Origin of the sequence: Paraburkholderia sp. J7, from assembly GCF_905220155.1 — a bacterium.
Classification (GTDB): Bacteria; Pseudomonadota; Gammaproteobacteria; order Burkholderiales; family Burkholderiaceae; genus Paraburkholderia.
Genome location: NZ_CAJMYZ010000018.1, coordinates 14,237 through 28,705 on the forward strand (window position 1 = coordinate 14,237; position 14,469 = coordinate 28,705).

The following is a 14,469-nucleotide window of genomic DNA, read 5'->3' on the forward strand; positions in this document are numbered from 1 at the left end:
TACCTGAATCATAGAGTTCGGCGGACAGGGCGCAGTAGTGGCCAGAATGTCTGGCAACCTTCCGGCTATGCTCCATGCACGAAGGTCTGTTATGTGCAGCTGAACTGCCGTTTAGATGTCCGCCTGACCGTGAGGGCGACCGTCCGGACCTGGCCCACTAGCGCCTGATGCAGTTGGCCGAGGGCAACCCGTTGCGCGGCGCTAGCGTGACGGCAGCTTCCATCTGTACAGCGGACATCCGGACTGTCATGTCGGCGGTCTTCGACAACCGCAATGAAAAAACCCTCGCTCGCTTTGAATCCAGCGCGCGCGTTCTGATCACCTTCCGCCGCACTACTTATTCGACGCGAGCCGCTCCTGGATGTGTTGCGCGCGCGCCGCCGACGCCGGGTGCGAACTCAGAATGCTCGACTTGCCGCCGTCAAATTTCGCGAGTTTGTTGAACGCGGTGACGAGACCGGACGGATCCAAGCCCTTTTTCTTCTGGATATCGAACGAATAGTCGTCCGCAGCCATTTCCTGCGATTGCGAGAACTGTGCGTTGATCAGTTTCTCGGAGAAGTCGCCGATTTGCGACGCAGAAATCGCGCCTGTCATGCCGCCCGCCGACGTCGCCACCGAGCGCAGCGCCGACGTCGAATACGCGACCTGCATCGCTTTCTTCGTGTGGCCGAGCGCTACGTGCCCCATCTCATGGCCGACAACGCCGCGCACTTCGTCGTCCGTCATCATGTCCATCAAACCGCTATAGACGCGTACACAGCCGTTCGCCATCGCCCACGCGTTGACGTCCTTCGTGATGTAGACCTTGTAGTTGACGGGCACGCCGTTAATGTTATTGCCAAGTTGCGCGGCGATTTTGTTCAGGCGCTGCGTGTACGGGCTGTCGGCGGCCGCGATCTGGTTTTCCGAGTCGAACTGTGCGCACGACTTGTCGGACAGCGTGCGCACATCGGCATCGCTGAGCGACGCGGCCTGAAATGCCTGTGAGCCGGATTGCGCGAGGGTATTGGGATCAAGGCTCATCCCCGAGCAAGCGGCGAGCACGCCGCACGCGGCGGCAGCGAGAGCAATGCAGGTCGTTTTCATGTCGAACGTCCTTTGACGGTTCTCGTAGCCTTCTTCACAGGGAAGCACTTTTCCGCAACGACGATTTTAACCTCGCGACTTAACTATAGTGGGGAGGACACCAGGAGGGGAGGACACCGAGAGAATTTACTGCTCCGTATGTCGTTGTCGTTCCCACACGCATTTTTTTCAATTCCTGTGAATGACAATGCTTTCTGTTTCAAAACGTGAATGCTAGCGCTAGACGGCGTATCCCCGGCAAGTGACCGCCCGGACCCAGGACTTATCGACCTCAGCCGATGCTCGAACGGCCGCTACCTGCTACGAAGTTGACGTCCGGATACCCCGTAACGAATCTGTCACGTGCATCTGCCAGTGTTTTAAGAGATCGTATCCATGTGCATGTGGGCATCGGCTGAAACGAAATCATTGTCGAAAATATTCATAAGTATTCCTTTCATTGTGTCGTCAAGAGGTGGCTGTGCTCGTTTTCGGGTCGTCGCTTGGTATCACGACTTGTCTTCCCGAAGATTTGCTTTAGATAGCTTGCCTGTTTGAGGAGAGACTCGCCCCGATCATCTCATTCCACGCACCTCGCAGACGCCTGTGTCTGCCTGTACCTTTAAGGTAGAGCGCGTGTCTTTTCCCGTTCGTTCGCTAATGACTAGGTGATGCCATGACAGACGTAGCCCATAAGTACGTACGTTGCCAGGAGGTCGGCAGCAGGGTTGCCCGGCTTTTCGCAAAGCGTTCCGAAGTCGCGCGCTCGCAATTCAATCAGCGTCTAGCGGATGCGGCGGGGCGAATCGGAGGCACTGGTGCGCCGGCGCCTGGCAATCCTGCATGGACAACGGCGTTGGACCCCTGGGCCGGCTACCGCTACGCAGTGGATGTGGCCGAGCGTTCCGTCCTCTTCTGGGACACCTTGCGCCAGCGCGGAAATGCTTTCGTCGATCGGGCGCGCGAGGGTCTTCAACCGGTCCTGCATTTCGGTCATGAACTCGTGGTCGATGGTCGGAAGCTGCCTCGGCCAGTCAACTATGCGCTCGTGCGTCTGCTACCTCCCGATGGCGTGGTCATCGACGTTAGCAAGCGTCCCTATGTGATCATCGACCCTCGTGCGGGCCACGGTCCCGGCATAGGCGGCTTCAAGGACGATTCGCAGGCGGGCGTTGCGCTCAAAGCTGGCCACCCTGTGTATTTCATCATCTTCTTTCGTGACCCTGAGCCTGGCCAGACGTTGCTCGACGTTTGCGCGGCCGAAGAACAGTTCATCAGAAAGGTATGCGAACTGCATCCAGACAGCCCGAAACCAGCAATCATCGGAAATTGCCAGGGCGGCTGGGCCGCGATGATGCTGGCAAGCTCCGACCCGGACCATACGGGGCCGCTCGTCATCAATGGCGCTCCGATGTCTTACTGGAGCGGCGCATGGAGCGAAGGTGAGGGCGACAATCCCATGCGCTACTCCGGCGGGATGCTGGGTGGCACCTGGCTCGCGTCGCTGACTGCGGATCTCGGCAACGGTAAGTTCGACGGCGCGCATCTCGTGCAGAACTTCGAGAACCTCAACCCCGCCAACAGCCTGTGGGACAAGTACTATCACCTGTTCGACAACATCGATACGGAGCCGCCGCGCTTCCTTGATTTCGAGCGCTGGTGGGGCGGCTACTACTTGATGAACCGTGAGGAGATCGAATGGATCACGCGCAACCTGTTCGTCGGTAACAAGCTGTGGTCGGGCGAGGTTCGGGGTCTCGATGGAGCGGCGTTCGATCTACGGCAAATCAAGTCGCCGATCATCCTGTTCGCGTCGCTCGGCGACAACATCACGCCGCCCCAGCAGGCATTCAACTGGGTCGCCGACATCTACGGAAGCACGGAGGAGATCAAGGCGCGCGGTCAGGTGATTGTCGGGCTCGTGCACCAGAGCATCGGCCACCTCGGCATTTTTGTTTCGGGCAAGGTCGCGAAGAAGGAACACCGTGAGATCGCATCCGTGCTCGAAGCGATCGAGGCGTTCCCGCCCGGTCTCTACGGTATGCATATCGCCGAGCACACCGGCGAGGACGGCAAGACGGAGTATGACGTCTCATTCCAGGAGTATTGGCTCGAAGATATCGCCGCGCGCCTGAACCGGTTCGAGCGCATTGACGAGCAGCCGTTCGAGGCCGTCAATCGCGTATCGGAGCTGAATCAGCGGGCGTATGAGCTATTCCTGCAACCCTGGGTACGCGCCGTGTCGAACGACGCGACAGCGAACCTGCAGCGGCAGTTTCATCCACTGCGCGCGCAACGCTGGATGTTTTCGGACATGAACCCGTGGCTTTCGTGGCTTGGGCCAACGGCGGAAGCGGTCAGGGCGAAACGGCATGCGCAAGCCCACGAGGACACCAGCTTGAGGGAGTTCGAGCACTATGGCTCGGCAATGATCAGTGCATCGCTCGACTTCTATCGCGCGATGCGCGACGCCATGACGGAAGGCGCATTCTTTTCTCTCTACGGGAATCTGTTCTCCGCCGATCAAAGTGAGCAGGCGCAAGCGAAAACCGCTGAGGCAGCAGGAGATCGGCGTGATCTGCCCTTCGTGAGGGATGCGTTGGCGTCGATCAACGAGGGCGGCTACACAGAAGCGCTGGCTCGCGCCGCTTGCCTGCTCGCTCGTCACGGAGAGCCGCTTCCGTTGGCGCGGCTGAACCTGCGGCATGAACTCGCGAAGGACTATGCCGCCTATCTGCCCCAGCTTCCAGGTGACCAATGGAGGCGTGTGCGCGGTGAGCAGGAAATCATCGTGCATTACGAGCCGGATCAGGCACTCGCCACGCTCCCGAATCTGCTAAGAGACCGGAAAGACCGGGAGAAGCTGCTGGAACTGGCTGAAAAGCTTCTCGCTGACAGGCGCGTTCAGGCAACGGAGCCGACCCCAACCCAGCTCAGCATGCTCGATTCGATCCGCGCTTGCCTGCCGTTGGAGCGTGCAACCGCGCCACGGTCAGCGGCGTCGGTGCATCACGTTTCGGAAGCACCGCCCTCACGCCTGGCACCCGGACTCAAGGAGGCATCGTGAATCGCGAACACGAGAAGTATGAGGCGCTGATCGCCGTTTGCCGGTCCTTACCGCCGCTGGCCACCGCGGTCGTGCATCCCTGCGATCGAAGTGCTCTCGAAGGCGCGCTGCAGGCGAAGGAACTCGGCCTGATCGCGCCGATACTCGTGGGGCCGCGCGAACGCATCGAAGAGATCGCCGCGCGCGAGCACCTGGACATTGCCGGCTGCGCGATCGAGGACGCACCGCACAGTCATGCCGCGGCGGCGAGGGCGGTCGCACTGGTGCGCGAAGGGCGCGCCGAAGCGCTGATGAAAGGCAGCCTGCACACGGACGAACTCATGGGCGCAGTGGTGAGCCGCGATGGCGGCCTGCGAACGGAACGCCGCGTGAGCCACTGCTTCGTCATGGATGTGCCAGGACACGAGAGCGCGCTGATCATCACCGATGCCGCGATCAACATCGCGCCCACGCTCGCCGAGAAGGGTGACATTCTGCAGAACGCGATCGATCTGGGGCACGCGCTGCGGCTGCCCGAAGTGCGGGTGGCAATCCTTTCGGCGATGGAGACGGTCAATCCCAAGGTGCCATCCACAGTCGAAGCTGCTGCCTTGTGCAAGATGGTCGACCGCCGCCAGATAACCGGCGCGCTGGTCGACGGTCCACTGGCGCTCGACAATGCCATCGATCCCGAAGCCGCGCGGATCAAGGGTATCGATTCACCGGTGGCGGGACGCGCGAATGTGCTGCTGGTGCCCGACCTCGAGGCGGGCAACATGCTGGCCAAGAGTCTTTCCTTCCTCGCTGGAGCGGACGCAGCCGGCATCGTGCTTGGCGCGAGGGTGCCGGTCATCCTGACGAGCCGCGCCGATTCCGTTGTCACGCGGCTTGCCTCGTGTGCCGTGGCGTCGCTCGTGGCCGCGAAGCGAAGGGAAGATGCGCGGGTAAAGGGGTGACGCCATGGCCGACGTCATACTCGTTCTCAACGCCGGTTCTTCGAGCATCAAGTTCAGCGCATTCGATGCCCAGTCGGAGAACCTGGCGCTCATCATGCGCGGCCAGATGGAAGGCCTGCTTTCGGCGCCGCATTTCGCCGCATTCGACGGGAAGGGCAATCAAACCGGAGAGGAGGATTGGGGCGCGAGCCTCGAGCATGAAGAGGCGGTCGTCTACATCGCCCAGTTTCTGCGCAGCCATCGTGACGGCAACCAGGTCGTTGCAGTCGGGCATCGTGTGGTTCATGGGGGGCAGGCGTACTCGAAACCCGTGGCCGTCACGCCAGGTGTGCTGGATGAACTCGCCAAGCTCACGCCGCTCGCTCCGCTGCATCAGCCGCACAACCTGAAACCGATTCGTGTCATCGCCGGGCGCAACCCGGACTTGCCGCAGGTCGCGTGTTTCGACACGGCATTTCACGCTACACAGCCTCCACTCGCTTCGACGTTTGCGCTGCCGGCCGCGTTGACGCAGAAAGGAGTGCGGCGATATGGCTTCCACGGCCTTTCCTATGAGTACATCGCACGAACGCTGCCCGACGTTGCTCCCGATGCAGCGAAGGGCCGTACCGTCGTTGCGCACCTCGGCAATGGCGCCAGCATGTGTGCGATGGACGCAGGCCGGAGTGTCGCGAGCACGATGGGCTTCACCGCGCTCGATGGATTGCCCATGGGCACGCGTAGCGGCAATCTCGATCCCGGCGTGATCCTCTATCTGCTCGATGAGCTGAAAATGGATACGCGGGGTGTCGAGGACTTGCTCTACCGCCGCTCTGGGCTGCTGGGCGTATCGGGCATATCGGGCGACATGCGCGCGCTGCTTGCCAGTGACGACGCGCGTGCGGCCTTCGCGATCGAGTTGTACGCGTATCGAATCGGACGCGAGCTCGGGTCGCTCGCCGCCGCGCTGCAGGGGCTCGACGCACTGGTTTTTACAGCGGGCATCGGCGAGCACTCGCCTGAGATGCGGCGCCGGGCTTGCGAACGGGCGCGCTGGTGCGGAGTGGAAATCGACAGCGGCGCGAACGCGTCGGGCGGCCCCTGCATCAGCACCGCATCGAGCAAGGTCGCCGTATGGGTTGTCCCGACCAATGAAGAACTGATGATCGCCCGCCACACGCGGGAGGTGGCGGGCATTGCGTGAATCTGCCCGATTGCGAACGGAGGAGACAGATGAGCCTGAGCACTGAACATCCGGTCCTGAAGGGAAAAAAGGCGCTGGTCACGGGTATCGCCAACGAGCATTCGATCGCTTACGGCTGCGCCCAGGCGTTCCATGAACTGGGCGCTGATCTCGCGATCACTTATGCCGACGAGAAGGCGAGGTCTTACGTCGAGCCACTGGCAAAACATCTCGAGGCGCCCGTTTTCATGCCGCTGAACGTTTCACAACAAAATGAGCTGGAGGCGGTATTCGAGCGCATCGCGAATGAATGGGGCCAACTCGACATATTCGTTCATTCCGTTGCATGGGCGCCGAAGAGCGATTTGCAGGGCGGGCTGCTCAACTGCTCCGCTGATGGATTTGCAGCAGCCATGGACGTTTCATGCCATTCATTCGTGCGGATGGCCCGGCTCGCCGCGCCGCTGATGAAGAACGGCGGCTGCATGTTTGCGATGAGCTACTACGGTGCGAACAAGGTGGTGCCCAACTACAACGTAATGGGGCCGGTCAAGGCGGCACTGGAGGCATGCGCGCGTTATCTCGCGTTTGAGCTGGGTCCGCAGCAGATTCGTGTGCATGCCATCTCACCGGGACCGCTGAAAACCCGAGCCGCATCCGGTTTGAAGGACTTCGATCTGCTGCTGACACAAGCGGCGGAACGTGCACCGCTTGGCGAACTGGTGGATATCATGGACGTCGGCTATACCTGTGCGTTTCTCGCGACGCCCTATGCACGACGACTGTCCGGTGAGACGCTATACGTAGACGGCGGCGTTCACATCATGGCGTAGCCGAACGACGGGCCCGCTACTTTGCCGGTGCGGCGATAGCGCAGCCGCCGCCATGAGCGCCGCTACCGGTGTTCTTCAGGCTGACCTGTGCCTATCTTGGCCAGTTCCGATCGACCCACAGCCTTCAGTCGACCCACCCGAGTTTCGATGGCGCTTACCTGGCGCTAGCGGTCATTGGCACAGCCCTGCTTACCTGCGTACCGTCCCGACCGCCTGGGTGCGTGCGGCTTGGGCCTCTGTAATCAAGCGATACGATACGTAATACTTATAGACGTTGCGCACGTATGTGGGCGTCTCCATGCCGATCTTCCCGGCGACGACGATCTCGACATTGTTGAACCATTCGTCCGGATTGAGCCGGCGTTTCAATGCTTCGTCGCGCATTCTGGCAATCTTTGATGGGCCCGCGTTGTAACTCGCGAAGGCAAATAGCGACCGGTCATTTTCGCTGAAGTGCGCGTCCGGAAAATAGCGGGTCATCAGTTGATCCATGTATTTCGCACCAGCGTGGATGTTGGGCTCCGTGACCATGATGTTGCCCACATTCATCTGCCTGCCAGTAGCAGGCGTGATCTGCATGATGCCGACTGCACCAGCGCGGCTGCGGGCGCTCTGGTTAAGCTGCGACTCCTGAAAGCCCTGAGCCGCAAGCATCAGCGGATCAAAGCCATATTGCCGGCCGTACGTCTGGAAAATCGCGATCGTCTGCTCGAAGCGCCGAAGCTCTTCAGACTCATCGTTGTTGCGGATCTGTTTGAAGCGCCGCATGTACCTCTCGAGGCGATATTCTTCGATGCTCTGCTTCTTTACATGATTGAGAAAGAAGTCCGCCATCGCGTCCCGGAGTTGCGGACTGTTCTTGCGCATCGCCCAGCCTGTATAGCCTTCGGTTCGCACGGCGAGATCGTTGTGAACCTTGATGTTCGGTAATACCTGAGCCCACAGCCGGGCCTTCCATTCGTCAACGACCAGAATCTGCAGCAGACCAGCGTTGAGCATTTCGAGCGCGTCCTCATCTTCGAGTGCATCAGGCAAAAGCACGATCTTTAAGGGAGGCTTGCCGCGCGCGCGCAGTTGTCTGTCGAGGGCAGTGAGGCTCTCATAGTAGCTTGACGAGCGCCGCACCTGGACTGTCTTGCCGGCCATGTCGTCGAGCATTGCGAGCGTGGGCGATCGCGGTCCCGTCACGACCAGTTCGCGCACCGGTTTGCGGTTGGGCGGCACATAGAAGTCGGCCAGTTTCAACCGTTCGTCGGTGACCGTGAGATTGCCCGCGGCTATATCGCCCAGCCCGGCGTTCAGGTTAGGCAGTAGCCGGTCGCGCGTCGTCGGAACCAGGAACACAGTGAAAGGGCGCTTGCCAAGGCGGCTCGCGTAGGTCTTGTTGATATAGCGTTCGAAGTCACGCATGAGCTCCGCGGTCAGCCCGCGCTCGTGCCCCTTGTCGATGAAATAGAGAGTGCGGCTATAGGGCACGAGCACGCGAAGCTGGTGCCGCTCGAGCATCGCATTGAAGTCGCCCTGCGACGGGGTGCTGGGCACGCTGAGCCGATGCACGGGCGCGGGCCGCAGCGCTGATGCCGGGGCCTGGTGCTGCAGCGCACCAGCCGATGCCTCTCCGAGCAGGGCGATCGTGTACACAAGGCTGACGACGAGCCTGAACATAGGTGCGAAAGACATGGCGTCCTCCTATGCACAGCGTCGACTCTCGACCGTCCAGACGTCTGCGCGCGGCCACGTACATTGCTCATGATGCGCGCGTTTCCGCAAAATAGCTGACGTACGTCTGATGGCGGCAAACCTCCGTGCGGCGAACATGGCAGTCACCGCAACGCCCGAAGTTTCCCTGTTCGGCGGTCTATCAATGGCGCTTTTGGGCGACGCATCGCGTGGGTGCCGTAACCAGTATCATCAAGCCCGATGGAGGTGATCCGGCGGCGGGACCCTTCATGCGTATTGCCGCGTCGAATCAGCCGGTGACATACACAGTCGACTCGGGAATAGCGGCTTCCTTGGCAGGCAACCAATGCTGTGCGGAATCTACCTCCCAGTACAGTAGCTGCACTCCTGGACGCCAAATTGGCGGCTCTTTTCCTGTATGGCCGTTCACTCCATACATCGTGCTTGAGCAACGGATCGTTACCCAAAGCGTCGGGGCTCAGAGTCAGTTTCGTGGCGCCTGGCTATCGGACGAAGGTCCGATATCGCCGTCGATCGAGTGGCTCTAATCTGGATGTCCGCTACTTCGATCAAGGTTGCGATGCGTCCACGGTCCAACGGCCTCACGAGTCCGGTTGCGGCCTTTTCCGGACGTGTCGCGTTACTCGCGTTCCGGGTCCCGACGGCCGGGGTAGAGCCGCAGCCCCCAACTTCGCATCACACAGCCCCGATGACCAGCCTGGCTCGCGGGGCACGCCCCTCGGGGAGAGCGCCGATGAGAAGTAGAAGCCACGCGGCGATGGCGAACCGCAGCATTGACGTAGATCCACTCGAGGCATTCTTCGTCGAGGGGAGAATGCAATGAGTCTCACATGTGGCAAGCGGCAATCTCGCACCGTCGGCGAGGGCATCATGCGAAAAGGTCTAGCGATAGGCGGCCAGACGGCTCTTAAGCGCCTTCTGAATGTCAGCCTCCTTGGTTCTTTCGTGCTTCTCGCGGGATGCCCGTACTACGTGGCGCCGGCCGGAACCGTCGTCACGATCCCGGCCAGTTTCGACCGGTCCTTTGCCGCCGCGTCCGGCGCAATGCGCGACGAAGGACTAACCATCACGACCCAGGATTCAGCCAGCGGAGTCATCGTCGGTGGACGTGATGGCAACACCGTGACTGCGAGCGTGCGCCAGCAAGCCGACGGTAGCGTAGTCGTCCAGTTCCACTCGGGCGACGAGGGAGATCCCACATTGCTCCGGCGTGTTTCGCAAAGCTACGACCGGCGTATGGGCCGCTGACGGTGCGCTGTTGTATTGCGCGAAGGACGTGCTTTCAGATGCAATTCAGACCTTGTGACGGCAGTCACGTCACGGCTACTCATTGCACGGCGAGACGCAATCACCGTAAGCGGTAATATTTCATGCTTTTCGCTACGTGAAGTCTAATTACCGCTGCCGGCTGACTGTGCTCGCGATCGGCTACTTCGTACGTGCACTGGTGGCGACGGTTTCGTTGACTGTCGCGTACACACTCGCAGCGGTTTGATCTCGACCATGAACGTCGTTCGCCCACTTAAACGTGATTTTGGCAGACCCGATCATGGTTGGCGGCGGCGCATGTATGCCATCCTGGTTGATGCCGAGACGGATGCCGCACGCCGCTTCAATGCCGCGATGCTGTCGGCAATCATATTCAGCGTCGCAGTCGTTATGCTGGACAGTGTTGAGGCTGTTCGTGCCCGTGAGCTCCTGCTCCTCGATATTCTGGAGTGGTTCTTTACACTCCTGTTCACCGCCGAATACATTGTCCGGCTCCTCTGCGTGGAGCGTCCGTTGCGTTACGCGCTGAGCTTCTTCGGCATCATTGACCTCGTGTCGATCCTGCCAACCTATCTTGGCTTACTCCTGCCAGGCTTCCATGTCCTTGTCGACGTCAGGTTGTTGCGCATGCTGCGCATTTTCCGGATCGTGAAGCTGCCGCTCTACTTCAACGAGTCCCAGGTTCTCTGGCGCGGACTCGTCAGGAGCCGGCACAGGATCATGGTATTCCTTGGCGTCGTGCTGATTCTGATCGTGGTTCTTGGCACTGTCATGTATCTTGTCGAGGGACCATCGAACGGATTCACCAGCATCCCGGTCAGCATGTACTGGGCGGTGGTTACGATGACCACCACAGGCTACGGTGACATTCATCCGAAGACGCCGCTCGGGCAATTCATCACTTCGCTGGCCATACTGCTGGGGTACGGCGTAATAGCCTTCCCGGCGGCCATGGTTGGTGCCGAAGTGGCGACGGCGACGCGCCAACCACGGCGGCATCCCCGCGTCTGCCTGCGATGCCATAGTGAAGGGCACGAAGTGGATGCAGCGTATTGCAGGCACTGTGGCGAACCGCTTCCCCCAATTGATGCTCAATAGTCGGCTCCCCGAGTGCAAGGAGCCTTGCAATCAGCAGACGGCCCTACAAGACGTGATACCCGTTCTTCGGAGAATCTCGTAGCCATGGACTCCCTCGTCACCCTCATTTCCGACCCCGCTGCCTGGATTGCACTTGTGACGCTTGTGGTCATGGAAGTCGTGCTCGGCATCGACAACCTCGTATTCATCTCGATTCTCACCAACAAGTTGCCGGTGACGCAGCGCCCGAGGGCCCAGCGGATCGGCATCGGCCTTGCCCTCGTGATGCGCCTGGCGCTGCTTGGCACTGTGGCATGGATTACGCGTTTGACGCAGCCTGCACTCTCGCTGTTTGGCCATGCTTTTTCCTGGCGCGATCTCGTTCTGCTGAGCGGGGGCCTCTTTCTTGTCTGGAAGGCGACGAGAGAGATCCACCATAACGTCTCTGGAGATGAGGACGATCACCCGAGTGGCGCCGCGCTTTCCGGACTCACCGAGCGAGCAGCCATTGCCCAGATCCTGATGCTGGATCTGGTGTTTTCCATCGATAGCATCGTGACAGCAGTCGGGATGACCGAGCACGTGGCAATCATGTATGTTGCTGTGATCGTGGCTGTTGCCGCGATGCTGTTTTCAGCGGGTCCGTTGTCGCGTTTCATCGACCGCAATCCAACCATTGTGATGCTCGCGCTGAGTTTTCTTCTGGTGATCGGTATGACGTTGATTGCCGAAGGATTCGGCTCGCACGTCCCGAAGGGCTATATCTACGCGGCAATGGCATTCTCCGCATTCGTCGAAAGCATGAACATGCTTGTGCGCCGTGCAAAGCGGCACCGTCGTGAGGGTGGTCCACTGCGCGACTGACGGCTCTGGTCAACAGCTTGACCAACGCATTCACGCATGAAGGCCGGCTCAGGCGAGCGGAACCTCACGCGCATGACTGCGCGACTGCACAGGTGAGCGGTGCCATTTGGCCGCCTGCTGCCCCATGCGGTCGGACGGGATCGCGCCAGCTATTGCACTGGGGCAGGGAATTTTCATACGCTCAACGTGACGAGTCAGCACGATAGGGACGTGAAGGCTGACATCCGTGAGCCAATCGCCTGCTCATGGTGGTTGAGTCCGATGTGCCAGCAGCGTGCATTGCGCGTGGCGCACTTGCACCGCGAACCCGAAAAGTCGGCGCAAGCATAGCAGTGCTGCACACACGGTTGAATAGGACCTTGGTCGGATTGCCCTGTTGACGACTGGTGCTGCGGGGCGCGGCGACACGACAAATCGCCACGTTGATGTCATCGGTTGCCTTGAGGCTTGCTTTCGTGGCTACTCCTGTTGCAGCCGGGCATGATGGTACTTGATCACATCCATGACCGCCGCCGTCATCACCGAGGTCGAGACTCCGAACATAAGGATGCCGTTGGCAGCTTCGATTGGGCCCAGCATGCGCCATTGCTTGGACATGACGATGTCGCCGTAGCCCAGCGTGATGAAATTGACCGCGGAGTGATACAGAGCTGTGGCGAAATCGGAAAACTCACCCAGGAACATGAACAGCGCAGCCCAGATTGCCATTTGGGCGAAATTGCAGAGCAAGGTCAGCAGCATCACGCTTATCAATAGCAGAACGTCCACCCATAGCAGGTCTTGATTTTTGACGTTGCGCCGGAAGCGCGCGTACCGGCGCAGGCAGATGGCTACCACCACGCCTTGCAACAGCAGGCACAGGATCATGGCCGGAGCGGCGGCCAGTATATTGTGGAGCATGGTTGACTCCGTCTTCAGGGGAAGCGTGCAGGAAAAAAAGCGCCCCGTTCGGGACGCGGAGATCGCAAGTTTGAAACGCGCAAACGCGTCCAATCATAGGAAAGCTCGCATATCGATGTCGAATGGCCGGCTGCCGGGGATTCTCTCTACTGGCTAAATTCAGGATCGGAGAAAGCACACTGTGCGACTCGCAGGACGCGCAACGGTCATATGGCGAAGCGTGAAGTGCTTGCGAACATCCACTCCCGTATGCGGCCGACGTGCGGCAGTATCCAGCCGGCATTGGGGCCCTTGCGCTGCCCCCCGGCGCTGCCAGTCCATCAAAACTTGGGTACCGAACTATCGACTCTTTCATATACAGCTCGCACCAACATCCCTCGTTGGCAGCTAGCGCGACGTCTCGTTGTCTACATCGAGTCGAGGCCATATGAGCACTATCATGCCGGCGGGTCGTGCCGAACCCGAACGGCGCGAACCGATTCTCAATACGGTCGACCGTGTCTGCGAAATATGTTTTGATCTGTTCATGGCGCTGACGTTCGTCGACGCCGTCAAGGCGGTCACCGCAGGCGAAGACGAGGGGTACAAGATGTTCTTCGCCGCACTCGGATGCAATCTTGCGTGGGGCCTCGCCGACGCTGTGATGTATCTCGTCCGTACGCTCGCTGATCGGGGGCAGCGTCTGCAACTCGCGCAGACCGTCAAGCGCGAGCAGGACCAGGCGGTCGCCGTATGGGCGTTGCGCGATGCATTGACCGAGAAACTGGCATCGCTCGTCGAAGATGCCGACCTTGATCGGTTCCGCGTGCGCCTCGCGGCCGCCTCGACGCTGCCACCTCGGGCGAATTTCGTCAGGGGGATTTTGTCGGCGTGCTGGGCATCTTTCTGCTTGTTGTTCTGGGAACGTTTCCGGTCGCGTTGCCGTTTCTCGTCGTCCAGGACCCGACCACACTGCTGCTGGATACTCACGCAACCAGCGCTAATACTTGATGTCCCGTTTCTGCTGGCGACCTTCCTGCTTCGCGTTGCGTTTGTCCTGCCGGCATTGGGAGTTGCTCTTCTGGTTTGCAGCCCGGCAGTCGACCTTGCCCGCTCGCGCTTGCTGTTTGGCAGCCTGGTTGACGTTCCTGCCTTGTTGGCGCTGCTGCGACTGTGTGGTGGCCAAAGCAGCGCTCGATAGCGCCATGAGTCCGGCGGTAGCCAGCATTGCGCCCGCCCGCTTCCAAAGTCCGTTTCCTGATTCGACCATTGTCACTCTCCTTCGCGCCTGGTTGAAACCACGATCAGCTGTCGCTGCGCGGCGCCCTGTAAAGCGTCAAGTCCCGGACCGAAGAGGGTGCAGAGACAAGACCAATCAATGCGGTAACAATAGTGCAATCCATGTCGACGCATTCAGCCTCGTTCTGCGATTGGAACGCATTGGCTGAGAGTGTTAGTTCGCGGTCAAGCATAATGCCGAAATGGCGCTCGCTCGACACAATGCCCGCTAGCAGGCCGAAAAGACGATGAATGGATGATGTCATGCGCGGATTCGGTGTCAATTGGACCTTGGTCCTACAGCATGCAGGGAGGTAGCGGCCTTGCGCGGCCACT

At 60.2% G+C, this 14,469-nt stretch carries 12 protein-coding genes; 8 read left to right on the plus strand and 4 right to left on the minus strand.

Annotated features, from left to right (window positions below):
* Positions 1-333: 333 nt before the first annotated feature.
* Positions 334-1,089 (minus strand): M48 family metallopeptidase, encoded by a 756-nt coding sequence (locus U5A58_RS26650; protein WP_321963618.1) that lies wholly within the window; start codon positions 1,087-1,089, stop codon positions 334-336.
* A 655-nt stretch (positions 1,090-1,744) separates the two neighbouring features.
* Between U5A58_RS26650 and U5A58_RS26655 the strand changes: the two genes are divergently transcribed.
* The 4 genes from U5A58_RS26655 to fabI are packed head-to-tail and all read left to right on the plus strand — an operon-like array spanning position 1,745 to position 7,065.
* Positions 1,745-4,135 (plus strand): DUF3141 domain-containing protein, encoded by a 2,391-nt coding sequence (locus U5A58_RS26655; protein WP_321963619.1) that lies wholly within the window; start codon positions 1,745-1,747, stop codon positions 4,133-4,135.
* Positions 4,132-5,070, plus strand: coding sequence for a phosphate acetyltransferase (locus tag U5A58_RS26660; RefSeq protein WP_321963620.1), 939 nt, complete (start codon positions 4,132-4,134; stop codon positions 5,068-5,070). The genes U5A58_RS26655 and U5A58_RS26660 overlap by 4 nt, the downstream gene beginning before the upstream one ends.
* 4 nt (positions 5,071-5,074) lie before the next feature.
* Entirely contained in the window at positions 5,075-6,253 is a 1,179-nt protein-coding gene (locus U5A58_RS26665; RefSeq protein ID WP_321963621.1) for an acetate/propionate family kinase, read from the plus strand.
* 29 nt (positions 6,254-6,282) lie between these two features.
* Positions 6,283-7,065 carry an enoyl-ACP reductase FabI gene (gene fabI / locus U5A58_RS26670; RefSeq protein ID WP_321963622.1) on the plus strand — a complete coding sequence of 261 codons (783 nt, stop codon included), beginning with the start codon at positions 6,283-6,285 and terminating at the stop codon, positions 7,063-7,065.
* A gap of 189 nt (positions 7,066-7,254) precedes the next feature.
* Here the strand turns inward: fabI and U5A58_RS26675 are convergent, their stop codons facing one another.
* Positions 7,255-8,745 (minus strand): transglycosylase SLT domain-containing protein, encoded by a 1,491-nt coding sequence (locus U5A58_RS26675; protein WP_321963623.1) that lies wholly within the window; start codon positions 8,743-8,745, stop codon positions 7,255-7,257.
* Positions 8,746-9,585: 840 nt separating this feature from the next.
* On the opposite strand from U5A58_RS26675, the gene U5A58_RS26680 reads away from it, so the two are divergent.
* The 3 genes from U5A58_RS26680 (at position 9,586) to U5A58_RS26690 (ending at position 11,976) form a co-directional block, all read left to right on the plus strand.
* The gene (locus U5A58_RS26680) at positions 9,586-10,014 is read left to right on the plus strand and encodes a hypothetical protein (RefSeq protein WP_321963624.1); all 429 of its coding nucleotides are present in this window, start codon (positions 9,586-9,588) and stop codon (positions 10,012-10,014) included.
* A 255-nt stretch (positions 10,015-10,269) separates the two neighbouring features.
* A complete protein-coding gene (locus tag U5A58_RS26685) occupies positions 10,270-11,133 on the plus strand; it encodes an ion transporter (protein WP_321963625.1) in 864 nt (287 codons plus the stop codon).
* 84 nt (positions 11,134-11,217) lie between these two features.
* Positions 11,218-11,976: a TerC family protein gene (locus tag U5A58_RS26690; protein WP_321963626.1), complete on the plus strand. Its 759-nt coding sequence runs from the start codon at positions 11,218-11,220 to the stop codon at positions 11,974-11,976.
* A 459-nt stretch (positions 11,977-12,435) separates the two neighbouring features.
* Here U5A58_RS26690 and U5A58_RS26695 read toward each other — a convergent pair whose 3' ends face one another.
* Positions 12,436-12,876 (minus strand): potassium channel family protein, encoded by a 441-nt coding sequence (locus U5A58_RS26695; protein ID WP_321913430.1) that lies wholly within the window; start codon positions 12,874-12,876, stop codon positions 12,436-12,438.
* A 427-nt stretch (positions 12,877-13,303) separates the two neighbouring features.
* Here U5A58_RS26695 and U5A58_RS40895 point away from each other — a divergent pair, with 427 nt between their 5' ends.
* Positions 13,304-14,056: a hypothetical protein gene (locus U5A58_RS40895; protein WP_415774296.1), complete on the plus strand. Its 753-nt coding sequence runs from the start codon at positions 13,304-13,306 to the stop codon at positions 14,054-14,056.
* Between the two features lie 103 nt (positions 14,057-14,159).
* Here U5A58_RS40895 and U5A58_RS26705 read toward each other — a convergent pair whose 3' ends face one another.
* Positions 14,160-14,399, minus strand: a complete 240-nt coding sequence (locus U5A58_RS26705; protein WP_321963628.1) for a hypothetical protein — start codon at positions 14,397-14,399, stop codon at positions 14,160-14,162.
* Between the last annotated feature and the right edge of the window lie 70 nt (positions 14,400-14,469).

Excerpts from the sequence above, each read along its gene's own strand:
- U5A58_RS26655 (WP_321963619.1), top strand. The coding sequence starts at position 1,745 with ATGACAGACGTAGCCCATAAGTACGTACGTTGCCAGGAGGTCGGCAGC.
- U5A58_RS26675 (WP_321963623.1), bottom strand. The coding sequence starts at position 8,745 with ATGTCTTTCGCACCTATGTTCAGGCTCGTCGTCAGCCTTGTGTACACG.
- U5A58_RS26680 (WP_321963624.1), top strand. The coding sequence starts at position 9,586 with ATGAGTCTCACATGTGGCAAGCGGCAATCTCGCACCGTCGGCGAGGGC.
- U5A58_RS26685 (WP_321963625.1), top strand. The coding sequence starts at position 10,270 with ATGAACGTCGTTCGCCCACTTAAACGTGATTTTGGCAGACCCGATCAT.
- U5A58_RS40895 (WP_415774296.1), top strand. The coding sequence starts at position 13,304 with ATGAGCACTATCATGCCGGCGGGTCGTGCCGAACCCGAACGGCGCGAA.
- fabI (WP_321963622.1), top strand. The coding sequence starts at position 6,283 with ATGAGCCTGAGCACTGAACATCCGGTCCTGAAGGGAAAAAAGGCGCTG.
- U5A58_RS26665 (WP_321963621.1), top strand. The coding sequence starts at position 5,075 with ATGGCCGACGTCATACTCGTTCTCAACGCCGGTTCTTCGAGCATCAAG.
- U5A58_RS26695 (WP_321913430.1), bottom strand. The coding sequence starts at position 12,876 with ATGCTCCACAATATACTGGCCGCCGCTCCGGCCATGATCCTGTGCCTG.
- U5A58_RS26650 (WP_321963618.1), bottom strand. The coding sequence starts at position 1,089 with ATGAAAACGACCTGCATTGCTCTCGCTGCCGCCGCGTGCGGCGTGCTC.
- U5A58_RS26690 (WP_321963626.1), top strand. The coding sequence starts at position 11,218 with ATGGACTCCCTCGTCACCCTCATTTCCGACCCCGCTGCCTGGATTGCA.
- U5A58_RS26705 (WP_321963628.1), bottom strand. The coding sequence starts at position 14,399 with ATGACATCATCCATTCATCGTCTTTTCGGCCTGCTAGCGGGCATTGTG.